Origin of the sequence: Allobosea sp. LjRoot237 (genome assembly GCF_964253285.1) — a bacterium.
In the GTDB taxonomy this organism is placed as follows: Bacteria; Pseudomonadota; Alphaproteobacteria; order Rhizobiales; family Beijerinckiaceae; genus Allobosea.
In genome coordinates, this window is the sequence record NZ_CAXUQP020000001.1 from 569,287 (window position 1) to 592,983 (window position 23,697).

Here is a 23,697-nt window from a genome sequence, read left to right on the forward strand (position 1 = left end):
GTCATTCCGGACAAGCCGCGCTAGCGGCGCAGCTCCGGAATCCATCGAAGGGGGCTGGAACTCTACGATGGATTCCGGCGCTCCGCTTCGCTGCGGCCGGAATGACGGTGGAGGGGTAAGGAGCATGATTCCATCGTAGCTAGTTGAGCGCCCCGCGCCCGGCCACCGGCCAGACCGCCTCGACATGTGCGTCGGGGCCGGAAAGCCCGCGCACGCAGACATACCAGTCGTGCAGGTTGACGGTCGGGTCGCAATGGCCGGGCACGAGCAGGACACGGTCGCCGCGATGCGGCACGGCCACAGGGTCGCCGGTGAGGATGCCGTGCTCGTCGGAAGGCTTGGTGTAGATCACGCCGTCGCGCTGCCACGGCACCGGCATGCCGGAATCGACCGCCGCGGCCTTGTGGCCGGCATCGACGATGGCGCGGTCAGGCACGGGTTTGCTCATCACCCCGGCGAGCACGAAGAGCGCGTGCTGGAAGGTATGGAAGGGCGTGCCGTCGGCCATGCGATTGCGCGCGTAGTCGGCATCCATGAAGATGTAGGAGCCGCATTGCAGCTCGTTCCAGATGCCGGAGCGGCTCTCCAGCTCGAAGGTGCCGGTGCCGGCGCCGCCGACGGTTTCGCAGGCGAGGCCGGCCTGGGCGAGGCGCTCGATCGCATTGCGGGTGAGCAGGCCGGCGCGCTCGATCGCCTCGCTGCGCTCGTCGATCGAACGCATGTGCTGGGCCGAGCCGTGATAGGCCTGCACACCGCGAAAGCGCAGCGTGTTGCTGCGCGCCACCGCCTCGGCGAGCCGGACCGCCGCCTCACCGGGCGCGACGCCGCAGCGGCGCCCGCCAATATCGAGCTCGACCAGCACGTCGAGGACGACATCGTTGCGTGCCGCCGCCTCGGCCGCCTCGCGCACACCGTCGATATGGTCGACGCAGAGCCCGATGCGGGCGTCGCGGGCGAGCTTGGCCAGCCGGTCGAGCTTGTGGGCTCCGGCGATCTCGTTGGTGACGAGCACGTCGGTGACGCCGCCGGCGACCAGGACCTCGGCTTCCCCAACTTTCTGGCAGCACTGCCCGACCGCGCCATGGGCGATCTGGCGCATCGCGATCTCGGGGCTCTTGTGGGTCTTGGCGTGCGGGCGCAAGCGCACGCCGGTCGCCTCGGCAAAGGCCGCCATGGTGACGAGGTTCCGCTCGAAGGCGTCGAGATCGATGATCAAGGCGGGCGTGTCGATCTCGGCGAAGGACTGTCCGGGCCGGGCCGGCGGGGTAAGGGGCATGAGCTCTCGAATCTGGTGAATCAATTCCGAGGCTATCGGACGTCAGGTTCGTGTCCGGAGCAAGACCGGCATCCCCTTCCCCCCGCTTGCGGTGGGAAGGGTTAGGGATGGGGGGCCGCAAAGCAGGGTTCGATTTTTCTTTCAATTTGACGCCGAGCGGCGCTGCCCCCACCCAACCCTCCCCACCGCAAGCGGGGGAGGGCTTCATCCTCGCCGGGCAGTGGCGCTCGCATGGCGGCCATGTTAGGCCGCGCCCCATGAAGATCGGCCGCGTCACCGACGACACCCTTGCGCTCTTTGCCCGAGTCTGGCGCGAGCGTGGGCGGCAATACCTGCCGCAAATGCTCACCATCCTCGCCCTCGTCGTGGTCATCGCCGCGACGACGAGCTTCTATCCGCTCTTGATCAAGGCGGCCTTCGACGCCTTCGCCGACCCGATCGGGGCCGAGGCGACCGGCTTCGTGCGCCGCGCCGAAAGACTGGTCTCGAAATCGCTCGGCATCGAGATCGGCGTCGTCAATGCGGTCGCGATCGTCGTGGTGATCGTCACCGCGATCAAGGGCTTCTCGCTGCTGACCCAGACGGTGATGACCAACAGCGTCGTCAGCCGGATCGAGGCGGATATGCAGAGCGCGCTCTATGACCATCTGATCGATGCCGACCTCGCCCAGCTGCAGCGTGAGAATCCCGCTTCGCTCACACAGCGCTTCACCACCGACTTCACCTTCGTCAAGGAGGCGCTGACACGGCTGGTCAACATCGCGATTCGCGACGTGATGACGGCGATCGCGCTGGTCGGCGCCATGCTCTGGATCGACTGGAAGATGACCGCCGTCGTGCTCCTGATCGCGCCGGTGGTCGCGCGGCCGATCGGCCGGATCGGCAAGAAATTGCGCCGGATGGCGGCCTCGCAGCAGGAGCAGACCGGCCTCATGGCGAGCCTGGTCACCGAGAGCCTGCAGGGCGCGCGCGTCGCCAAGACCGATTCGCTCGAGCCCTATCTGAAGCAGCGCGCCGCTACCGCCTTCGAGACGATCCGGGCGCTGAAGATGAAGGCGGCGAATGCGCGCGGCCGGCTCGACCCGCTGCTCGAGGTCGCCGGTGGTATCGCGGTCGCTGGCGTGCTCGCCGCGATCGGCGTGCGCATCACCTCGGGCAGCTCCACCGTCGGCGACTTCACCGGCTATGTCTCGGCGCTGCTGCTGGCGGCACAGCCGATGCGCTCGCTCGGCAACCTCAACGCCATCGTTCAGGAAGCCGGAGCCTCGCTGAAGCGCTACTACGCGCTGATCGACGAGAAGTCGCTGATCACCGAGCGCCCGGATGCCAAGCCCCTGGCGGTGACCGGCGGCGAGGTTGCCTTCCGCGACCTGCGCTTCCGCTATCGCGATGACCAGCGCGGCCTCGAAGGCATCGACCTCGTGGCCGAGGCCGGCAAGACCACGGCGCTGGTCGGCCGCTCCGGCTCGGGCAAGTCGACCATGCTGGCGCTGGTGCCGCGGCTCTACGATCCGAGCGAGGGCAAGGTCGAGATCGACGGGCAGGACACCCGCGACGTGACCCTCATCAGCCTGCGCAGCCAGATCGGCGTGGTCAGCCAGGATGTGGTGCTGTTCGACGACACCGTCCGCGCCAACATCGGCTTCGGCCGCCCCGGTGCCAGCGAGGCGGAGATTGTCGCGGCGGCCAAGGGCGCGGCGGCGCACGACTTCATCATGGCGATGCCCGATGGCTATGAGACGCGTGTCGGCGAACGCGGCTCGCGGCTCTCCGGCGGCGAGCGCCAGCGCTTGGCCATCGCCCGCGCCATCCTCAAGGACGCACCGATCCTGCTGCTCGACGAAGCGACGTCAGCGCTCGACACCCAGTCGGAGCGGCTGGTGCAGCAGGCGCTGGCCGAGCTGATGAAGGGCCGGACCACGCTCGTCATCGCGCACCGGCTCTCGACCGTGCGCGAGGCCGACCAGATCGTGGTGCTCGACGAAGGCAGGGTGGTCGAAACCGGCGACCATGACGGGCTGATCGCCCGCGACGGCGCCTATGCGCGGCTCTACCGGCTGCAATTCGCGGAGGGCTAGAGCCATTCGCCTGGAGACCGAACGCCTCGTCCTCGATTTGCACGGCGTCGAGCATTTCGAGCCGCTTTGCCAGATGTGGGGCGATGCGACGGTCGTGCATCACATTGGGCAGCCGTCGACGGTCCAGGAGGCGTGGATGCGGCTGCTGCGCTATCGCGGGCTCTGGCCGCTGCTGGGCTATGGCTATTGGGCGCTGACCGAGAAGGCCAGCGGGCGCTTCGTCGGCGATCTCGGCTTCGCCGATTTCCACCGGGCGGTCGAGCCGCCGATCCGCGGCATACCCGAGGCGGGGTGGGTGCTTGCGAGCTGGGCGCATGGCCGCGGTTTCGCGAAGGAAGCGCTGACGGCCGCGCTCGCCTGGCTCGATGGACAGACCGCGCATCAAAGCTGCGTCTGCCTGATCGCACCGGAGAACGAGCCCTCACTCCGGCTCGCACGAGGTGCCGGCTTCCGCGACGAGCGCATCGTCGGCTTCCAGGGACATGATACGCTGCTGCTTCGGCGCGAGCGGCCGGCATAACGCCAGGGTCGCGCCATGGTGCTCGCACAAGCATACCGGGCATGCACAAACGACAGGCGGCTGCTGACAGGAGCCGCCACATTCGGCTGGCAGTGTCGCCACTCAAAAAATGACGGGATTGATTGTGACTGCTGCTTCGATCGCAGAGGCGCCTGTGCGCAAGGCGACACGCCGCGAATGGCTCGGCCTGATCGCCATCGCCGTGCCCTGCATGATCTATTCGATGGATCTGACGGTCCTGAATCTCGCCGTGCCGACGCTGACGCGTGAACTCAAACCATCGGCCGGTCAGCTGCTCTGGATCATCGACATCTACGGCTTCATGGTCGCCGGCTTCCTGATGACGATGGGCACGCTCGGCGACCGAATCGGCCGGCGCAAGCTGCTGCTGATCGGCGCCGCCGCCTTCGGTGTCGCTTCGACCGTCGCTGCCTTCTCGAACAGTGCCGAGATGCTGATCGTGATGCGGGCGCTGCTCGGCATCGCCGGGGCGACGCTGGCGCCGTCGACCCTTTCGCTGATCGCGGTGATGTTCGAGGATGAGAAGGAACGGACTTTCGCGATCTCGATGTGGATCGCCAGCTTCTCGGCCGGTGCGGTGATCGGCCCGCTGATCGGCGGCGCGCTGATCGAGTATTTCTGGTGGGGCTCGGTCTTCCTGATCGCGGTGCCGCCGATGCTGGTGCTGCTCGTGATCGGCCCGATCCTGCTGCCGGAATACAAGGCGCCGCAGGCCGGCCGCCTCGACATCGCCAGCGCATTGCTTTCCCTCGCCGTGATCCTGCCGGTGATCTACGGAGTGAAGCACTGGGCCGAGTTCGAGCTTTCGGCCTATGCCACGGCCTTCATCCTCGTCGGACTCGTGCTCGGCGTCGTCTTCGTACGCCGGCAGAAGCGCCTCGCCGATCCGATGGTCGACCTCGCCTTGTTCGGGATTCCGGCCTTCCGCGCCGCTCTGGCGATCAACCTTGCCGGCATCATGGTGATGTTCGGCAGCTTCATCTTCCTGGCGCAGTATTTCCAGCTGGTGGCCGGGCTGACGCCGCTCGAGGCGGGTCTATGGTCGCTCCCCTCGGCGCTGGCCTTCACCTTCGCGTCCTTCGGCGTGACGCCGCTGACGATGCGCTTCAAGCCGGCGACGCTGATGGCCGGCGGCATGGTGCTCTCGGCGCTCGGCTTCGTCTGGCTCGCCTTTGCGCCGAACCTCGTCCAGATCGTCGCGGCGTCGATCGTGTTCTCGATCGGCTTCACGCCGGTGATCGCGCTGACGACCGGGATCGTGGTCGGCTCGGCGCCGCAGGAGCGGGCCGGCGCGGCATCAGCCATGTCGGAAACCAGTGCCGAGCTTGGCGGCGCGCTCGGCATAGCCGTCTTCGGCAGCCTTGGCACGGCGCTCTATCGTCAACGCATGGCGGATATTTCGGTCGCCGGCGTCGATAGCGCGACGCTGGCGCCGGCGCGCTCGACCCTGGGCGGGGCGCTGGCGGCGGCGGAGCGACTCGCACCCGACCAGTCGGCGCATCTGCTCCAGGTGGCTCGCGAAGCCTTCATGACCGGCTTCCACGCGGTCGCACTGATCGCGATCGCCGGCATGGTCTTCTGCATCGCCGTGGCGCTGACCACCCTGCGCGACGCGCGACCGACGGGAGCGCATTGAGCCAAGGCGTCATTCTCGGGCGAAGCGAAGCGCAGACCCGAGAATCTCATGACGAGAAGGCGCTGATCGATGCCTCTTCCGGTCTGAGATGCTCGGGTCAGGCCCGAGCATGACGCCAGTTACGGCTCGCGCTGCAGCGCCTCGGCAGCGGCGGGGAAGCCGCGGAAGGAGAGCGGCAGCGCAACCTCGCGCTTGGCGGCGTCGAGGTAGCGCATCTGGCCGGCCTCGCCAAAACCGCGCCAGCGCTTGAAGACCTCGTCGCTCAGACTGGCTTCGGCGAAACAACCGCCGGGCAGGCAGCGCTGGAAGACGGCGAGCGCCTCGTCCTTGTCGGCGACGGTGACGCGCACGCTCACCTTGTCGCCCAGCGCAAGATTGGGCGGGACCTGGATAACGAGCTTGATCGGCTCGTCCTTGACCGGCCGGCCGATGGCAACGAGCGCGATCGGGCCGCGCTGGCCCTGCTGCTCGAGCGTCTGGACGATCTCGCAGACACGGGCCGCGACGCTCGCCTGGCAGCGCATCACCCAGTCGCCATAGGTTGCGGTGGTGTTGTCGGGCTGGGAGACCGCGCCGGGGGCGGGCGTTGCCTGGGCTTGTGGCGCGCGCTGCTGGCCCGGACGCTGTGCCGGTGCCTGGGCAAGCGCCGTACCGGTCAGAAGGACGGCGGCAAGGGCGAGGGCGATCTGTCGTCTCAGCATGGCGGCAAGATTCCGGAAGCGGCAATAGCCGAGTTCAAGACTATGGCCGGCCATTGCGCAAGCCGGAGTTGTGAACGGACATCAAGGATGCCAGCCGATCTCCTGCGCCGGAGCGTCATCCTTGGCCTCTTGCGCACGCGCTTCCTCGACCACCGCGAAGACGGCGCGCAGGGCCGCCTCGACGCCCTCGCCCGAGGCAGCCGAGAGCGCGATCGGGGTGCGGCCGGCGGCGCGCTTCAGGCGGGCGAGCTGCTCCTTGCGCAGCTCCGGCGTCAGCGCATCGACCTTGGAGAGCGCGACGATCTCCGGCTTCTCGTCGAGATCGGCGCCATAGGCGGCGAGTTCCTTGCGCACGGTCTTGTAGGCCTTGCCGGCATGCTCGGTCGTGCCCTCGACCAGGTGCAGCAGCACGCGGCAGCGCTCGATATGGCCGAGGAAACGGTCGCCGAGGCCATGACCCTCATGCGCGCCCTCGATCAGCCCGGGAATATCGGCGAGCACCATCTCGCGCGCGTCGACCCGGACGACGCCAAGGCCGGGATGGAGCGTGGTGAAAGGGTAATCGGCGATCTTCGGCTTTGCCGCAGTGACGGTGGCGAGGAAGGTCGACTTGCCGGCATTGGGCAGGCCGACGAGGCCGGCATCGGCGATCAGCTTGAGGCGCAGCCAGACCCAGCGCTCCTCGCCCGGCAGGCCAGGATTGGCGTGGCGCGGCGCCTGGTTGGTCGCGGTCTTGAAATAGGCGTTGCCGAAGCCGCCATTGCCGCCCTTGCACAGGACGAAGCGCTGGCCGGGCTCGGTCAGGTCGGCGATCAGCGTCTCGCCATCCTCGTCGAGCACCTCCGTTCCCGGCGGCACCTTGAGCACGATCGGAGTGCCATTGGCACCGTGCCGATCCTTGCCCATGCCGTGCTCGCCGATCCTGGCCTTGAAGTGCTGCTGGAAGCGGAAGTCGATCAGGGTGTTCAGCCCCTGGACGCATTCGATCACGACGTCGCCACCGCGCCCGCCATCGCCGCCATTGGGCCCGCCGAACTCGATGAACTTCTCGCGCCGGAACGAGACGCAGCCGGCGCCGCCGTCACCGGCCTTCACATAGATCTTGGCTTGGTCGAGGAATTTCATGAACGCTTGGTAGTCGTATGCGCCGGGCAGGGCAATGCGGGATGGGCGTGCGGACCTATTCCGCAGCCGTTCTCTTTTGAAAAAACAAGCGCGTCATTCCGGCCGCAGCGAAGCGGAGCGCCGGAATCCATCGTAGGGCGTTGCGCTCTATGATGGATTCCGGAGCTGCGCGCCTTCGGCGCTTGTCCGGAATGACGAGGTTCTTATGCGAAAGAACCTTCCGTCACGCCATGCAGGGCTCTTCGCTGCGGCTTTCGGCCTGCTGCTGTTCATCCGCCGGCAGCGGCGCCCAGCCGGAGGCGCTCCAGCTCTTCAAGGCCGCCCAGGTCGAGCGGTCGAGCCGGAACTGCTCGCAGGGGAAGAGGCCGCCGCGCGCCGGCAGCGACTTGAGGAAGGAACCCTCCTGCCGAAAGCCGCTCTTCTCCAGCACCCGGCGCGAGGCCGGGTTGATGACGCGGGTGTCGGCCTCGATCGCATCGATCTCGACCAGCGAGAACATGGTGTCGATCAGCGCCTGCACCGCTTCGGTGGCGTAGCCCCTGTTCCAGTACGGCGTGCCGAGCCAGTAGCCGATGAAGGGCCGCCCGGTCGCCTGCTTGTGCGCGCCGATCATGCCGATCAGCTCGTTGGGCTTCTCGCGCGGGGTGATCGCCAGCACGAGGTGCTCGCCGAGCGCATTGCCCTTGCGCGTCGCGAAGACGAACGGGTCGGCCGCCTGCGTCGGATAGGGATGCGGGATCGAGGCCGTCATCTCGGCGACGGCCTTCTCGCCGGCGAGGCGCAGGATGGCGGTGGCGTCGGCGATCCGCGGCCAGCGCAGCCACAGCCGCCTGGTCTCGAGCCGGAAGACGTCGTCTCTCGTCAATTCGGGGAACATCGGGTTTCTCCGTCGGCGCAAACGAAAGGGGGAGATGGGCTTTGGTCCCATCTCCCCCTCGCTTGACCTTCGGGAAACCCGCTTGGGGTTCTTATTCCCTTGATCCGTCCGGTTCGATGGAACCGGCGGATCGAGAACATTCCCTATCCGCCGTTTACTCTGCGGCCTCTTGGGCCGGGACTACGTTCACGAAAGCTCGGCCGAGCTTCGTCGTGAATCGGACGCGACCGTTCGACGTGGCAAAGAGCGTATGGTCTTTGCCCATGCCGACGTTCACGCCGGCGTGCCATTTGGTGCCGCGTTGACGAATAATGATGTTGCCGGGCACGACCACCTGGTCGCCGAAACGCTTTACGCCGAGACGCTTGCTTTCGGAGTCGCGACCATTGCGCGACGAGCCGCCTGCCTTTTTATGAGCCATAACGCCCTACCTCAAAAACTCTTCAGTCGATGTAACCCGAATCGGCGGCAAAAGCCACCCCGATCGGGCGTGAAGCTGCGCGGAGCCTGTCAGCGCCGGTCAGTAGTCTTCGCCGGACGCCTGCTCGGCCTGGTCGGCCTTGGCACGCGGCGGCTTGCCGGCGAGCAACTCCTTGGCCTGCTCGACCCACTCCTCGCGGGTGGCGCGGCCACGAAGCTTGAGCTCCTCGTCCCACTTGGCGACATCGGCCTCGGTCCAGGCGGCGATGTCGTTCCAGGAGGTGATGCCGGCGGCGCGCAGCTTCTTCTCGATGGTCGGGCCGACGCCCGAGATCAGCGAGAGGTTGGAGGCGTCGAGGCCCTCGGCCTTGGCTTCCGTCTTGGCGGCCTTCGCAGGCTTGGCAGCAGCCTTGCCCTTGACGGCTTCGCTGCCGGCCTTGAGCGCGACCGGGGCGGCTTCGCCCTTCTTCATCTCCGGCTTCTTGCCGCCGGTGAGGATGTCGGTGATGCGCACCACGGTCAGCTCGGCGCGGAAGCCGCGCTTGCGCTTGGAATTCTGGCGGCGGCGCTTCTTGAAGGCGATGACCTTCTCGCCGCGGGTCTGCTCGACGATCTCGCCGGCGACGGTGATGTCGCCGAGGAACGGCGCGCCGACCGTCGACTTCTCGCCGTCGGTCAGCATCAGCACGGAGCCGAAGGCGACGGTATCGCCCGGGTTGCCCTCGAGCTTGGCGATCGTGATGCGGTCATTGGCGGCAACGCGGAATTGCTTGCCGCCGGTCTTGATGACTGCGAACATCTTAGTGTTCTCCATGTTGAGCCCCGCCCTGTCATGAGCCCTTAAAAGGGCGCACGCGGGACGGCTTTTTGGCAGTCGGTTGCGTGGTCGGGTTCGCTCTTGAGAGCTTGCTGCGTCGGCGCATCGGAGCGTCGGCGTCGGCGATAGCCAAAAGAGATCAGGCGCGGGTTTCCCCACGCCGGACGCGGCTTCCTAGTCGCGCATGGGCAATCCGTCAAGGAAAAGCAGCATGGCTGCGAAGGATTTCAGGGCTGTGACAGGCTCGTTGCCGCAGCGCATCGGAAAGGCTTGTGCGGAGGGGGCGCAGTGTGTAGTAACCAGCCCGCTTCGACCAGAGCGACCGCGGACAGGTGGCAGAGTGGTTGAATGCACCGCACTCGAAATGCGGCATACCCGCAAGGGTATCGGGGGTTCAAATCCCTCCCTGTCCGCCACTCCTTTTATCTCACGCCAGTTCGCTTCGCTCACGGCTCCGATGGGGCGGCCTTCCGGCCGGTCGCGCAGTCGCGCTCCTGACTCCGAGTTCGAACTTTCATTCTCACTCTCCGCCATTTGACTTGATTTAAGATATTGATTTTGTTGATATACTCTCGGTTGCCGGAATGGCTGCCCCCCAATAGGCAGTGTGGGTTAACCTGCCTGGCAGCTCGCCGGCATGATCTGGCAGTGACACTGATCGAGCGTCGCGTACAGGATGGCCGGCCTCGCCTTCTCCACTGATCGTCCAGAGCGTCTGCTGGATGTCCATCAGATTGCGGGCTGCCACGGCATGATCCGCAAAGCCTTGCCGCCGGTAGAGCAATCCTCCTTGGCAGAGTTGCCGTTCTTATAGACGAACGGGCGGCCGGCGAGAAAAGGCCACGTACGAATGAATCCTGCAAAATTTGTATGTTTTCGGCGGGTTTCTTCCCTGTTGCAGACGCATTCCCCGCCGTGGGGAAGTATCTTCCCCTTTTCTCACGCTATTGAGATGGCTGTTCTGTCTGTGGCGTTCCTTTGAAAGAACGTTTCATTGACCGCCCCATCGGCTGGAGAGCACTCTCAAGGTGACAGCGAACGCCGCCTGCCGGCGGCCCGAGGCACCTTCCGGAGCAGCACATGATCAGCCGTCGCGCGCTTACGCGCTCTGTGGCCGCCGCCATCATCCTGGTTTCCACGACCGGCGCTTCCTTCGCCGTGGAGCCGACCGGAGAGCCGATCCTGCTTGGCGTGAGCGGACCGCTGACCGGGCCGAACGCGCAATACGGGGCGCAATGGAAACAGGGCTTCGATCTGGCGCTCGATCAGATCAATGGGGCCGGCGGCATCAAGGGCCGGCCGCTGCGCTATGTCTTCGAGGATACCCAGAGCGATCCGAAGCAGACCGTCGCGGTCGCCCAGAAATTCGTCGCCGACAAGCGCATCGTCGCCGAGCTCGGTGATTTCGCCAGCCCCGCCTCGATGGCCGCGTCGCCGATCTATCAGCGCGCCGGCTTGGTCCAGTTCGGCTTCACCAATTCGCATCCAAACTTCACCAAGACGGGCGACTTCATCTGGAGCAATTCAGTCAGCCAGGCCGACGAGCAGCCGCTGAATGCGACTTATGTCGTCAATAAGGTCGGCTTGAAGCGAATCGCGATCCTGTTCCTGAACACCGATTGGGGCCGTACCAGCAAGGACCATTTCGCTGCCACGGCCAAAGAGCTTGGTGCCGAGGTCGTCGCCGCCGAAGGCTACCAGCCCGACGAGAAGGACTTCCGCTCGACGCTGGTGCGCGTGCGCGACGCCAAGCCAGACGGGCTTTTCCTGGTTTCCTATTATGCCGATGGTGCCCTCATCGTCCGCCAGGCCCGCCAGACCGGCGTCACCGTCCCGATCGCGGCGTCGAGCTCGATCTATTCGCCGAAATTCATCGAACTCGGCGCCGAGGCCTCGGAAGGCGTCTTCACCAATGCGCGCTTCTTCCCGGAGGATCCGCGCCCCGAGGTTCAGACCTTCGTCGCCGCGTTCCAGGCCAAGTACGGCAAGGAGCCCGACGCCTTCAACGCCTATGCCTACGACACGGTGGTTCTCTTCGGTCAGGTGCTGCGCGAGGCGCCGAACCTGGATCGCACCACGATCCGGGACACGCTGGCCAAGGTGCAGGACGTGCCGAGCGTGGTTTACGGCAAGGCCACCTTCAACACCGAGACGCGCCGCATCCTGGGCGCCAAGAGCGCCCAGCTCGTCGTGCGCAACGGACGCTTCACGCTGTGGGATGGGGTGAAGACGAACTGACGCGTCAGACCGACCGATGACCTCCTGGTTCGACCACACCATCAACGGCCTGATCATCGGCAACATCTACGCGTTGCTGGCGGTCGGCCTGGCGCTGATCTTCGGCGTCAGCCGGCTGATCAACTTCGCGCATGGCTCGGTCTATGTCGTCGGCGCCTATGTCGGCTGGGTCGCAGTCTCCGTGCTGCAGACGCCGTTTCCGGTCACGCTGGCGCTGGTCATCACGCTAACCGGCCTGCTCGGCATTGTGATCGAGCGCTTCGGGATCCGCCCACTCGCTGACGCCCCGCGGATCGCGCCGCTGCTGGCGACCATTGGCCTCAGCTTCGTGCTCGACCAGACCGTGCAGATCCTGTTCAGCCCCGATCCGCGCGCGGTGCCGATGCAACTGCCGAACTGGCGGATCGAGATCGGCGGCGGCTCGATCGGCGTGCTCGACCTCCTGATCGGCGGCATCGGCATCAGCGCGGCAACAGCGCTCTTTGCCTTCCTCAAGCTGACGAAATGGGGCTGGGCGGTGCGCGCCACGGCGCTCGACCGCGATGCAGCCCGTGCCATGGGCGTCGATGTCGACAAGGTCAACATGATCGTCTTCGCCATCGCCTCGGCATTGGGCGGTGTCGGCGGCGTGCTGGTCGGCATGTACTACAACGTCATCACCCCGACGATGGGCTTCGAGGCGACGTTGAAGGGTATCGTCGCCGAGGTCGTCGGCGGCGTCGGCAACGTGCCTGGCGCGATCGTCGGCTCGCTCTTGCTCGGCGTGATCGAGAGCTATGGCGTCGCCTTGCTCGGCACCAGCTACCGCAACCTCTTCGCCTTCATCCTGCTCATCATCATCCTGGTGCTTAGGCCGAACGGGCTGTTCGCCAGCCGCCGTCAGCTGCCGCCCGAGCCGATGACCGGGACCTTCGTGGCGCCGAGCAAGCCGGTCGCGCTGCCGCTCCCGTTCGTCGCTGCAGCCGCCATCTTCTTCATCGCGCTGCCACTGCTGATCGACAATGGCTATCTCATCCAGACGCTGACCAATGCCTGGCTCTATGCGCTGCTGGGCCTGAGTCTCACGCTTGTGGCCGGCACGAGCGGGCAGGTCTCGCTCGGGCACGCCGCATTGCTCGCCATCGGCGGCTACACCTCGGCGCTGCTCGCATCCGATTTCGGCTGGCCAGTGTGGCTGACGCTGCTCTGCGGCGGCCTCGCGGCGGCAGGGCTCGGCACGCTGCTGGTCTCGCCCGCCTTCAGGCTGCGCGGCCATTACGTCTCGATCGCGACGCTCGGCATCGGCGAGATCGTCGCCCTCGTCATCCTGAACTGGGAGAGCGTGACGCATGGGCCGATCGGCGTCGCCGGCATCCCGCCGCTCGAACTCTTCGGCCATGCGCTCTACGACACCAATGCGATCTACTGGTTCGCCTTCGCGCTGATGGCGGGCCTCGCGCTGCTGCAGCTCCGGCTGCTCGGCTCCCATCTCGGCCGGACGCTCCGGGCGGTGCGCGACGACGACGTTGCGGCGCGCTCCTTCGGCATCGGCCTCAACCGCTATAAGGGCCTCGCCTTCGCCTTCGGCGGCTTCTTCGCCGGGATCAGCGGCGCCTTCACCGCGCATATGTACTCGTTCATCAACCACGAGACCTTCAACACGCAGATCTCGGTGCTGGCGCTGACCATCGCGATCCTCGGCGGCATGGGCAATGTCGGCGGCGCGATCCTCGGCTCGCTCGCGCTGATCGGCCTGCCCGAGGTGTTCCGGGTCGCAGCCGAGTACCGCATCCTGCTCTACGGCATCGCCCTCCTGCTGCTCGTCCGCTTCCGGCCGCAGGGCCTGCTCGGCACGGTCTGAGGAGAATTCGCCATGACTGCTCCCTTTCCTCTGCCTTTGGTCGAACCGGCGCGCCCGCTGCTCGAGGTGCGCGGGCTGGTGCGCCGCTTTGGCGGCCTGACCGCCGTCGCCGGCTTCGACCTCTCGATCGCGGAGGGCGAGCTCGTCAGCGTGATCGGGCCGAACGGCGCCGGCAAGACCACCGCCTTCAATCTGATCAGCGGCCTCGACCGGCCGGATGAAGGCACGATCCGCTTCGACGGCGCCGACATCACCGGCAAGCCCCCGGAGGCGGTGGCGGAGGCCGGCCTCGCCCGCACCTTCCAGCATGGCCGCGTCTTCGCCAACCTCAGCGTCGCCGACAATGTGCTGGTCGGAGCGCATCGTCGGCTGCGCGCGGTGCGTCCCGGCTGGCCGGTGATCGGCCCGCTGGCCGAGCTGGCGCTGGCGCTGATCCGCCCGCCATTGGTCAAGGCCGAGGAGGCCGCCCTGCGTGCCGAGGTCCGCGAGATCCTGGCGATCTTCGGCGACCGGCTGCTACCGCGGATCGACCAGCCGGCCTACAGCCTGTCCTATGCCAATCGGCGGCGCCTCGAGATCGCCCGTGCGCTCGCTGCAAGGCCGAGGTTGCTGCTGCTCGACGAGCCGACAGCCGGCATGAACCCGACCGAGACGGCCGAGATGCTGGAGATCATCGCCGGCCTCAAGGCGCGTGGGCAGGCGATCCTCTTGATCGAGCACAAGCTCGACATGGTGATGCAGCTCTCGGATCGTATCGTCGTGCTCGATGACGGCCGCAAGATCGCCGAGGGCGAGCCGCTTTCCGTGCGCAACGATCCTGCGGTGATCGAGGCCTATCTCGGCCATGGCAGCGTCGGTGGCGACAGGCCGGCGACAGAGGCCGCGCCGCCAGCCGTCGCGGCGACCGCGTGAGGTGGTTACGATGAGCGAAGCTGCGTGCCCGGTTCTGGAGCTCAGGGCCATCGACACCTTCTACGGGCCGGTGCAGGCGCATTTCGGCCTGTCGCTCCATGTCGGCAAGGGTGAGATCGTCTGCCTGCTCGGCGGCAATGCCAGCGGCAAGTCGACGACGATGAAGATCATCCTTGGGCTGGTGAAGCCGGCGGCCGGCGACGTGCTGATCGACGGCGTCTCGACCCTGAAGCTGAAGACGCCGCAGATCGTGCGGCTCGGCGTCGGCACAGTGCCGGAGGCGCGGCGCCTCTTCGGCGCGATGAGCGTGCGCGAGAACCTGCTGATGGGCGCCTTCACCCGCGACGACAAGGCGACGATCGCGGCCGATCTCGAGCGCGTGCTGGCGCTGTTCCCGCGTGTTGCGCAGCGGCTCTCCCAGCAGGCTGGCACGCTGTCGGGCGGCGAGCAGCAGATGGTCGCGATGGCCCGCGCCCTGATGGGGCGGCCGCGCATCGTCATCATGGACGAGCCGACCATGGGCCTGTCGCCGCTCTGGGTCGACCGGGTGCTGGCGCTGATCCGCGAGATCAACGGCCAGGGCGTCAGCATCTTCATGGTCGAGCAGAATGCCAGCCTCGCGCTCCAGATCGCCCATCGTGGCTATGTGCTGCAGACAGGGCGGATCGCGCTCCAAGGCAGGGCCGCGGACCTACTGGTCGATGCCAGGATCAGGGACGCCTATCTCGGCGGCGCGGAGGCAGCATGAGCAAGCAGAATTTCCGAATCGACCACGCGGTCATCGTTACCGACGATCTCGACCGGGCGATCGCCGACTGGCGCGCCCGCGGCTTCACCGTGGAGCCGGGCGGTACGCATCCGCGCGGCAGCGTCAACGCGCTGATCTCGTTTTCCGACGGCGCCTACATCGAAATCATCGCCTTTCCCGTGCCGCAGCCGGATTTCTTCTGGTGGCGGGTGCTGCAGGCCGATGGCCCGGGCCCGATCGACCTCGCGCTGCTGCCTGAGGATCTCGACGCCGCTCTGTCGCGGGCGGGGGCGGCCAGGCTGGGCTACGGCCCGCCGCAGGATGGCGGCCGCAAACGGCCCGATGGCGAGACGCTGGTCTGGCGCACGGCGCGGCCCGAGGCGACCGACCTACCATTCTTCTGCTCCGACGTGACACCGCGCGACCTGCGCGTTCCGGCGCCGCCGCAGCACCCCAACGGGGCCACCGGAATCTCCGGCATCAGCATCGTCGTCGGCGATCTCGCGGCCGCGGCGCTGCGCTGGCAGGCGCTGACTGGGGCAGAGACGACCATCGCCGGGATCTTGCCCGGTCTCGATGCGGCCGCGGCTTTCCTCGACCTCGGGACGACGCGGATCACGCTGCTCGCGCCGGAGCAACTTGGCCACGGTACGGTCGCGGAGCATCTGCGCCGGCGCGGCGAGGGGCCTTTCGCCCTGTCCTTTGCCGGGGTCGAGGCCTGAGAGGTTGCACTCATGAGCGCAAAACGCCTCGGCTTCTTCACCCGTCTGCTCGACGACGCTCCCGCTGGCGAACGCTACCGGCTGGCTGCCGAGCAGATCGGCCATGCGGAGCGCCATGGCTTCGACAGCGCCTGGGTGGCGCAGCATCATTTCCACCGCAACGAGGGCGGTTTGCCCTCGCCCTTACCCTTCCTGGCTTATGTCGCCGCACGGACGAGCCGGATCAGGCTCGGCACCGGGATCATCATCCTGCCGATGGAGGATCCGGTCCGGGCGGCCGAAGACACCGTGGTGGTCGACCTTTTGTCCGGCGGGCGGCTCGAGGTCGGTCTCGGTACCGGCGCGACGCCCGAGACCTTCCTCGCCTTCGGTCTCGACAAGGATGAGCGCACCGAGATCTTCGCGCGAAATCTCGACAGGCTGCTCGCGGCCTGGAAGGGCGACGCCCTCGGCCATGACAAGAACCGGCTCTATCCCGAGGCCGGCACGCTGGCGGACAGGGTCTGGCATGCGACCTTCTCGGTCGCCGGCGCCGAGCGGATCGGCCGGGCCGGCGCCGGGCTCATGCTCTCGCGCACCCAGCCGCGCAGCCGCGACAACCCGGATGCGAGCCTGCCGGAAATCCAGCATCCGATCGTCGATGCCTATCTCGCCAACCTGCCGGCCGGCGTCGCACCACGGATCATGGCCTCGCGCTCGCTCTTCGTCGCCGACAGCCGCGCCGAGGCGCTGAAGCTCGCCGAAATCGGGCTCAACCGCGTGCTCGACCGCTTCCTCGCCAGTGGCCATGTCATTCCCGACCGCAGCCTGCCGGGGCTGATCAGGACGCTCGACACCCATGTCGGTGCGCCGGACGATGTCGTCGCCTCGCTGGCGGCCGACAGCGTGCTGCCACGTGTCACCGACATCGTCTTCCAGGTCCACTCGGTCGACCCGCCGCATCCGGCGATCCTGCGTTCGATCGAGCTCACCGCAACGGAGGTCGCGCCGGCGCTCGGCTGGCGCTCGCCGTCGCGCAAGGCGGAGCCGCAATCGTCCCGGCAGCGTGCGGACGCTGCCGCCCTTCAACCGTGAGACCTGCCATGACCGACCACGCAACACCGGATATCCTCGACCGTCTCGCCGGGGTCAGCGTCGGCTCCGCACTCGACGTGGTCCGGCACGAGCGGCCGGAGACGCGCCGCAACGTCCAGGCGAGCTACGAAGCTCTCTTCGAGACCGGCGACGAGGCGCAGATCACGGTGGCCGAACGTTATGCGATCGCAGGTTTCGTCGCGCTGCTGCACGATGCCGACGGGTCGGCCGCCAACCACTATCTGCAGCTGCTCGAACAACGGCCCGAGGGTGACAGCCTGGCCGGAGTGTTGCGCCGCCAGGCCAAAAGGGCTGCGACCGCTGGTCCTTACGGCGCCTATCCGAGCGGGCCGCTCTCGCGCGAGAATCTTGCCGGGCCGATCTTCCGCACTGAGCCGTCGGATCGCGCAGTGCTGGGCGAGCGGCTCTCAGCTGCCCTCGAACATGCCCACCTGCTGGTCTTCCATCTGCGGGATGCCCAGGCATCGCATCTCGCGCTCCTGCGGCAGGCCGGCTGGAGCACCGCCGCGATCGTCACCCTGTCGCAGATCGTCGCCTTCCTCTCCTTCCAGATCCGCGCCGCGCATGGCCTGCGCGTTCTCGGTTCCTGATGCCATTCGACAACGGAGCGACCTGATGACCGCTACCACGCTCGACCATCCGAAGGCCGCGATCCCGACCGTCTTCACCCAGGACGAACTCGGCTGGAACGCCTGGCTCGACCCCGTTCCCGAAGAGGCCCTGACCGAACGCCAGAAGGAGGGGCTGGTCGAGATCGCCCGCGCCAAGAGCCCGTATTTTCGGCTGCTCGCGCATGATCCGGACATCCTCCGCGCCCGGACGCTGGCCGACAAGGACATCTTCTACAACACCCGCTCGGGCCTGCCGCGCGCTGAGCGCGAGCTTGCGGCAGCGGCGGTCTCGCGCAGCAATGGCTGCATCTATTGCGCCTCGGTCCATGCCCGCTTCGCGACCACGCATTCGAAGCGCCGCGACGATGTCCAGCGCCTGCTCGACGAAGGCGTCGGTGTCGATATCGACCCGCTCTGGAACGCGGTGATCGAAGCCTCCGTGGCGCTGACGGCGACGCCGATCGCCTTTGGCGCGGCGCATGTCGCCAAGCTGCGCCGGCTTGGCCTCGACGACCTCTCCATTGCCGACCTGATCCATGCGGCCTCGTTCTTCAACTGGGCCAACCGGCTGATGCTTTCCCTCGGCGAGCCGGAAACCCGCTGACCATCTGATTGTGAAACGACGCTATGAGCCTTGAATCCGAATACCTCTGGTACATTCCCAATGTCGTCGAGCCCGGCCATCGCGGTGACGCCGCGGTCGAGGGCCACAACAGCCTGGAGACGCTGACCAGCCAGGCAAGGGCGCTGGAAGAGCATGGCTGGAAGGGCGCGCTGATCGGCACCGGCTGGGGCCGCCCCGACACCTTCACCGTTGCTGCCTCGCTCGCCGCCCGCACCACGACCTTCGAGCCGCTGATCGCGATCCGCCCGGGCTATTGGCGGCCGGCGAATTTCGCCTCCGCCGCGGCGACGCTCGACCATCTGACCGGCGGTCGGGTGCGCATCAACATCGTCTCCGGCAAGGACAACCTCGCCGCCTATGGCGACAGCGAGGGCGACCAGGCCCATCGCTATGGCCGAACCAGGGAGTTCATGCGGCTCACCCGCAAGCTCTGGACGCAAGAGAATGTCGCGTTCGCCGGCGACCATTTCAGCGTTGATGGCTCGACCGTCGTGCCGCGTATCGAGGTCCGGGGTGAGCGCCGGCATCCGAAGCTTTATTTCGGCGGCGCGTCGGAAGCGGCGGAGCGGGTCGCTGCGACCGAGGCCGATGTCCAGCTCTTCTGGGGCGAGCCGCTCGATGGCGTGCGCGAACGGATCGAGCGGCTGAAGGCGCTGAGCCGCGACCTCGATCGCGACCTGCCGCCGCTGGAATTCGGGCTTCGGATCACGACCTTCATCCGCGACACCACCGAGCGGGCCTGGACGGAGGCTGAGGCCAAGGTCGCCGAGATGGCGAAGGGCAAGGGCGCCGGCTGGAACGACCATCAGCGCGCGACCGCCGTGGGCCAGCAGCGCCTGCTCGATTTGCACGCACAGGGCGAGGTGCTCGACGACAACCTCTACACCACGCCCGGCAAGTTCGGCGGGGGCGGGGCCGGCGCCACCTGGCTGGTGGGCTCGGCCGAGGATGTCGCCCGTTCGTTACGCAAATACCGCGATCTCGGCATCAGCCATTTCGTCCTGTCCGACACGCCCTACCTGCCGGAAATCAGGCGGCAGGGCGACCAGCTACTGCCCTTGCTGCGCAACTGAGATGGTGCGGGCGCCGCCTTTCCGGCGCTGCTCGATGGTGCGTCAGGAGCCGGTGGCGCGGGCCTGTGCCGGCTTGACGTCATTGGCGATCGTCTCGCCGAAGGGGCCGTTATTGACGACGCCGGAAAAGCGCGGCCTGCCATGGTTCAGTTCGAGCAGGGGGAAGACGAGCTCGGCAAAGCGGTACGCTTCTTCCAGATGCGGGTAGCCGGAGAGGATGAAGCTGTCGATGCCGAGGCCCTGATACTCGCGGATGCGCGCCGCGACCTGCTCGGGATTGCCAACCAGCGCAGTGCCGGCACCGCCACGCACGAGCCCGACCCCGGCCCAGAGATTGGGCGAGATCTCCAGTCTGTCACGCTGCCCGCCATGTAGCGCCGACATCCGGCGCTGCCCTTCGGAATCCATGCGGGCAAACGTCGCCTGCGATTTTGCGATGGTCTCGTCGTCGAGATGGCTGATCAGCTTGTTCGCCGCGGCCCAGGCCTCTCCTTCCGTCTCGCGGACGACGACGTGCAGGCGGATGCCGAATGAGACCTTGCGCCCGGCTGCCCTGGCTGCCTTATCGACGACACTGATCTTCTGCGCGACGGCGGCGGGCGGTTCGCCCCAGGTCAGGTATTTGTCGATCGTCTCCGCGGCGACCGCGATGCCGGCGGGCGAGGAGCCGCCGAAATAGAGCGGCGGGCCGTTCTCCTGCGCCGGTGGATAGAGAAGCTGGCCGCCCTCGACCTTGAGATGCTCGCCGCGATGGGTCACCGTCTCGCCGCGCAGCAGGGCCGAATAGATCGCGAGGAACTCGCGCGTCACCGCATAGCGTTCGTCGTGACCGGAGAAGATGCCGTCGCCGGCGTTCTCGACGGGGTCGCCGCCGGTGACGACATTGATCAGCAGCCGGCCATTCGTGACGCGATCGAGCGTCGCGGTCATGCGCGCGGCGACCGTCGGCGTTTGCAGGCCGGGCCTGACGGCGACGAGATAGCGCAACTCCTGCGTGGTCGGCGCGACGGCGGAGGCGACGATCCAGGAATCCTCGCAGCTCCGTCCGGTCGGGAGCAGCACGCCATAATAGCCGAGCTGGTCCGCCGCTTGCGCGACCTGGCGTAGATAGCCGAAATCGGTCTGCCGACCGCCCTGGGCGGTGCCGAGATAACGTCCGTCGCCATGCGTCGGCAGGAACCACAGGACATTGGCTGTCCTGGCAGGGGCGATGCTCATGGGGCGGTCCTTCTTGCGGGCGGGAGCGGGATGGGGCCGGTCTTCAGAAGAAGCCGGTCTTCGGCAGGGCGGCGCCCCTGACGGCATAGGCGCCGATCGCCTGGGCCTTGTAGGAACCGGGGTTGTGCGCCGCGAGCGTGCGGGCGTTGCGCCAGTGCCGGTCGAGATTGGTCTCGCGCTTGGCTGCCGAGGCGCCGCCGACATCGAAGAGCTGGGAGCTCGCGCGGATCGCGAGCTCGTCGACGACGATCTTGGCCTTGGCCGCCGCGAGCGCCGCCTCATGGGCGAGAGCCTCGTCGATGATGCCGTCGCTGGCGGAAGCCGTCGCGCGGTCGAGCGCCCGGGCCGCTGCGAGCACGGTCGCCTCGGCTGCGAAGGCAGCCGCCTCGACCTGTCCGACGACCTGCTGCAGCAAGGGATCGTCGGCCGGCGTCGCTACGGGCGCGTGGGCGAAGGAGCGGCCGCGGCGGTGGAGCAGGGCGATGGCGTCCTGTGCGACGGCCTTGATGATGCCGGCCACGATCGCGGTCACGAAGATATGGGGCAAGGTCGTATGATAGGGCCGGGCATAGCTGCCGCCGGCCTCGTCCCAGACGACCTCGTCGGGCTCGACCCGGACAGTCTCGAATTTCGTCGTGCCGGTGCCGGTGAGGCGCTGGCCGATGCCGTCCCAATCGTCCAGGCGGGTGATGCCCTCGCGATCGACCGGCAGGATGACCGAGGCCAAACGTCCTTCGTCCTGCGCACGGACCACGACATAATCGGCATAGAGCGTGCCGGTGCTGTAGTATTTCTCGCCGCTCAGCCGATAGCCCTCGCCATCGACCTCGAGGCGCGTTTCGAGCGGGCTGCCGCCGACCGGCAGCGCGGTCAGCTCACCTGCCGCCAGGCCGAAGATCTTGCCGGCGACGACCTCGGCGAGCCAGCGGCCGTTCTGCGGATCGAGCGCCGGCTGGGCGAAGCGCTCGACGAAGCTGAAATGGTTGCGCAATGCATGCGCGACATTTGGATCGGCGGCACCGAGCGCGATGATGGCCTCGATCAGGTCGCGGAGCGAGCCACCGGCCCCGCCATGCGCGAGCGGGACCCGCAAGGCGCCGAAGCGGGCGGCGCGGATGAGGTCGATCTCGACGTAAGGATGTGTGCGGGTGCGATCACGCTCGGAGGCGCCTTCGCCGATGCGGGCGATCAGCGCAGCCAGCTCTGGGGAGCGAGGGCGGACCGGCGCAGCGACGGCCTCGAAACTATCTTTGGGCGCAGCGATGTTCATGGCGGCGAGTTCCTTTTCGCGGATCAATGGCGGTGGGTGCCGATGCCGCCGGCCTCGAACGGCTCGGCGACGATGCGGGCGAATTCGTCCCGCCAGCTGGCGGACGAGGCCGCCTCGGGATGTGCCGGCAGGATGCGGCTCCGCAGCCAGCCATTGGCGTCGACGAGAAGGCGCACTCCGCTGAGTCTCGCCTCGTCGAGCCCAGTCATCAGCGCGAATGCGGCGAGCGCGTCCGGCGAACTCGACAGGCAGTCGAAGCCGCCAGGAATGGATTGGCTGTCCCTGGAAAGCAGCAGCACGCGTGCGAGCTTGATGCCGTCCGGAGCGGGTTCCGGGCCGCCCCGAAGCTCGTCAGCGATCGTGATCTCGATCGGGCTGGAGCGGCCAAGGATGTCGCGCATCGTGCTGCTGCCGTCCCGGCAGAGGATCGGGAAGTCCGGCGTCAGGACCGGATGGCGCCAGACCCCGCTGCGCTTCGCCGAGGTACCGGCGACCCGCGCCCGGAAATAGTCGATCAGCTGCCAGCGCTCGCGCGGGCCGAGGGCGGCGATCGTGCCATGCGGGAAGGGGCTGTGGCCGATCCTGTCGAAGGTTTCCGTCAGCCAGCCATAGAGATCGCCGTCGGGACGTTGCCAGAGCCCATAGGGTGTCGGATCGGAGGGATCGTCGCGCGGGCGAAAGCAGTCCGGCGTGCAATGCTGCTTCAGGAGCGCCTCGCCGCGCAGGATCGAGGCCGCGGTGAAGCCGGTTTCCGAACGCTGGAAGCTCGTCGGCCAGGCCGGCTTGGCGAGCAGCGGCAGGTTGGGGAAGGGCAGTAGCGCGATGGCGACAGCCGCAGCGAGCGGCCCGACCAGGCGCGTCCGGCGCCAGAACAGCGCCAGCAAGCCTGCGCCAGCGACGGCGACGAGCGCGGCGGCGCGCCAGAGCTCCTTGGCGAAATAGGCCTCGTCGATCCGCGACAGTTCGGGCTGGAGCGGGAAAGGCCAGGCCGGCTGCTCATGCGCACCCGGCGGCTGGTTGGCCAGCCAGGCCGCCATTGCGATTGTGCCAATGCCCAGCGCGAGCTCGATCGCGATGCTGATCAGGAGCGGGCGACGCGCGCCTGCCGCCAGCTTGGGCGTCAGCACGAAGCGGTTCAGGGCGGCGAGCGCTAGCAACACCATGAGCGCCACGGCCTTGCCGAGCACCAGCAGGCCGTAGGGCGTGCCGAACAGGCCGCCGAGATCGCCGATCAGAGGCAGCGACTGCAGCACGCCGGTTGCAGCGAGCATGCTGACGGCAGCAAGGCCGAGCCAGGAAAAGCGCCGGACCGCGATCGCCGCCGAGGCAATCGGAAGCCGCGCGACGACGATGAGCAGCGCCGGCAGGGCGCCGATCCAGAGCCCGGCACCGCTGGTATGTAGGGCGATCTGGACGGGAAGGGTCGGTGTCGACGCCGCGGCGGCATGGCCGAGCCAGGGCTGCAAGGTCACCGCTGCCGCCGCCAGCAGGGTGGCGAAGCCCACGCGCCAGGGCGAGCGCAGGTCGCCCGCAGCTTCCAGGATGAGCGCCAGCAGTCCGAACCGGATCAGCAGTGCATGGCCGAAGACCGTCTCCACTGCGATGAGCCGGGTCGCCTCCAACAGTCTGATCTCGCCGCCGGTCACGCGCAGGGCCTGTAGCGGTAGCCAGATGATGGACGCGATCAGCGCGACGACGATCGCGTGACGCAGCAGGCGGCGCAGACCAGTTCGCACCAGCTCGAACGGATGCTCGTCGCCGGAGGAGCGCGGGACGAGAAACGCGATCGCGAGCGTCCCGAACGCGGTTAGCGCCGCCATCAGCTCGATGCCGCGCGCCAGGCGCAGCAGGAGGTCGAGGGCGGCGCCAGTCAA

21 protein-coding genes and 1 tRNA gene are annotated in these 23,697 nt (G+C 67.5%); 13 read left to right on the plus strand and 9 right to left on the minus strand.

The genetic code is table 11. The features are described from left to right. Positions 1–139: 139 nt before the first annotated feature. Entirely contained in the window at positions 140–1,276 is a 1,137-nt protein-coding gene (locus ACSQ24_RS02675; RefSeq protein ID WP_436093187.1) for a DSD1 family PLP-dependent enzyme, read from the minus strand. Positions 1,277–1,533: 257 nt separating this feature from the next. On the opposite strand from ACSQ24_RS02675, the gene ACSQ24_RS02680 reads away from it, so the two are divergent. From ACSQ24_RS02680 to ACSQ24_RS02690, 3 genes are all read left to right on the plus strand, one after another. Then, positions 1,534–3,354: an ABC transporter ATP-binding protein gene (locus ACSQ24_RS02680; RefSeq protein WP_436093188.1), complete on the plus strand. Its 1,821-nt coding sequence runs from the start codon at positions 1,534–1,536 to the stop codon at positions 3,352–3,354. Continuing rightward, on the plus strand, positions 3,317–3,874 hold the full coding sequence (locus tag ACSQ24_RS02685) for a GNAT family N-acetyltransferase (RefSeq protein ID WP_436093189.1): 558 nt from the start codon (positions 3,317–3,319) through the stop codon (positions 3,872–3,874). Before ACSQ24_RS02680 ends, ACSQ24_RS02685 begins: the two co-directional genes overlap by 38 nt. A 109-nt stretch (positions 3,875–3,983) precedes the next feature. Then, complete coding sequence (locus tag ACSQ24_RS02690) at positions 3,984–5,531, plus strand: MFS transporter (protein ID WP_436093190.1); 1,548 nt, start codon at positions 3,984–3,986, stop codon at positions 5,529–5,531. A 119-nt stretch (positions 5,532–5,650) separates the two neighbouring features. Here the strand turns inward: ACSQ24_RS02690 and ACSQ24_RS02695 are convergent, their stop codons facing one another. From ACSQ24_RS02695 to ACSQ24_RS02715, 5 genes are all read right to left on the minus strand, one after another. Further along, the gene (locus ACSQ24_RS02695; protein WP_436093191.1) at positions 5,651–6,232 is read right to left on the minus strand and encodes an invasion associated locus B family protein; all 582 of its coding nucleotides are present in this window, start codon (positions 6,230–6,232) and stop codon (positions 5,651–5,653) included. 81 nt (positions 6,233–6,313) lie between these two features. Continuing rightward, entirely contained in the window at positions 6,314–7,357 is a 1,044-nt protein-coding gene (gene obgE, locus ACSQ24_RS02700) for a GTPase ObgE (RefSeq protein ID WP_436093192.1), read from the minus strand. 223 nt (positions 7,358–7,580) lie between these two features. Beyond that, complete coding sequence (locus ACSQ24_RS02705) at positions 7,581–8,234, minus strand: GNAT family N-acetyltransferase (protein WP_436093193.1); 654 nt, start codon at positions 8,232–8,234, stop codon at positions 7,581–7,583. A 154-nt stretch (positions 8,235–8,388) separates the two neighbouring features. Beyond that, the gene (gene rpmA / locus ACSQ24_RS02710) at positions 8,389–8,655 is read right to left on the minus strand and encodes a 50S ribosomal protein L27 (protein WP_129156727.1); all 267 of its coding nucleotides are present in this window, start codon (positions 8,653–8,655) and stop codon (positions 8,389–8,391) included. Positions 8,656–8,754: 99 nt separating this feature from the next. Beyond that, positions 8,755–9,453 carry a 50S ribosomal protein L21 gene (locus tag ACSQ24_RS02715; RefSeq protein ID WP_436093194.1) on the minus strand — a complete coding sequence of 233 codons (699 nt, stop codon included), beginning with the start codon at positions 9,451–9,453 and terminating at the stop codon, positions 8,755–8,757. A gap of 344 nt (positions 9,454–9,797) precedes the next feature. On the opposite strand from ACSQ24_RS02715, the gene ACSQ24_RS02720 reads away from it, so the two are divergent. From ACSQ24_RS02720 to ACSQ24_RS02765, 10 genes are all read left to right on the plus strand, one after another. Next, positions 9,798–9,887 (plus strand) — tRNA-Ser (locus ACSQ24_RS02720). A 664-nt stretch (positions 9,888–10,551) separates the two neighbouring features. Beyond that, positions 10,552–11,709: an ABC transporter substrate-binding protein gene (locus ACSQ24_RS02725; RefSeq protein ID WP_436093195.1), complete on the plus strand. Its 1,158-nt coding sequence runs from the start codon at positions 10,552–10,554 to the stop codon at positions 11,707–11,709. Between the two features lie 16 nt (positions 11,710–11,725). Next, on the plus strand, positions 11,726–13,549 hold the full coding sequence (locus ACSQ24_RS02730; protein ID WP_436093196.1) for an ABC transporter permease: 1,824 nt from the start codon (positions 11,726–11,728) through the stop codon (positions 13,547–13,549). Between the two features lie 12 nt (positions 13,550–13,561). Then, a complete protein-coding gene (locus tag ACSQ24_RS02735; protein ID WP_436093197.1) occupies positions 13,562–14,461 on the plus strand; it encodes an ABC transporter ATP-binding protein in 900 nt (299 codons plus the stop codon). 10 nt (positions 14,462–14,471) lie between these two features. Beyond that, the gene (locus tag ACSQ24_RS02740; RefSeq protein ID WP_436093198.1) at positions 14,472–15,209 is read left to right on the plus strand and encodes an ABC transporter ATP-binding protein; all 738 of its coding nucleotides are present in this window, start codon (positions 14,472–14,474) and stop codon (positions 15,207–15,209) included. Next, entirely contained in the window at positions 15,206–15,931 is a 726-nt protein-coding gene (locus ACSQ24_RS02745; protein WP_436093199.1) for a VOC family protein, read from the plus strand. The genes ACSQ24_RS02740 and ACSQ24_RS02745 overlap by 4 nt, the downstream gene beginning before the upstream one ends. A gap of 12 nt (positions 15,932–15,943) precedes the next feature. Continuing rightward, positions 15,944–17,005, plus strand: coding sequence for a putative FMN-dependent luciferase-like monooxygenase (locus tag ACSQ24_RS02750; protein ID WP_436093200.1), 1,062 nt, complete (start codon positions 15,944–15,946; stop codon positions 17,003–17,005). 8 nt (positions 17,006–17,013) lie between these two features. Continuing rightward, the gene (locus ACSQ24_RS02755; protein ID WP_436093201.1) at positions 17,014–17,616 is read left to right on the plus strand and encodes a CMD domain protein; all 603 of its coding nucleotides are present in this window, start codon (positions 17,014–17,016) and stop codon (positions 17,614–17,616) included. Between the two features lie 25 nt (positions 17,617–17,641). Further along, on the plus strand, positions 17,642–18,241 hold the full coding sequence (locus ACSQ24_RS02760; protein WP_436093202.1) for an alkylhydroperoxidase domain protein: 600 nt from the start codon (positions 17,642–17,644) through the stop codon (positions 18,239–18,241). Between the two features lie 23 nt (positions 18,242–18,264). Then, positions 18,265–19,335 carry an LLM class flavin-dependent oxidoreductase gene (locus ACSQ24_RS02765; protein ID WP_436093203.1) on the plus strand — a complete coding sequence of 357 codons (1,071 nt, stop codon included), beginning with the start codon at positions 18,265–18,267 and terminating at the stop codon, positions 19,333–19,335. Positions 19,336–19,377: 42 nt separating this feature from the next. Here ACSQ24_RS02765 and ssuD read toward each other — a convergent pair whose 3' ends face one another. Genes ssuD through ACSQ24_RS02780 form a run of 3 tightly spaced genes read right to left on the minus strand, consistent with a single transcriptional unit; the run spans position 19,378 to position 23,697 of the window. Further along, positions 19,378–20,553, minus strand: coding sequence for an FMNH2-dependent alkanesulfonate monooxygenase (gene ssuD / locus ACSQ24_RS02770; RefSeq protein WP_436093204.1), 1,176 nt, complete (start codon positions 20,551–20,553; stop codon positions 19,378–19,380). A gap of 43 nt (positions 20,554–20,596) precedes the next feature. Continuing rightward, positions 20,597–21,823, minus strand: coding sequence for an acyl-CoA dehydrogenase family protein (locus ACSQ24_RS02775; protein WP_436093205.1), 1,227 nt, complete (start codon positions 21,821–21,823; stop codon positions 20,597–20,599). A gap of 23 nt (positions 21,824–21,846) precedes the next feature. Next, positions 21,847–23,697: a copper resistance D family protein gene (locus ACSQ24_RS02780; protein ID WP_436093206.1), complete on the minus strand. Its 1,851-nt coding sequence runs from the start codon at positions 23,695–23,697 to the stop codon at positions 21,847–21,849.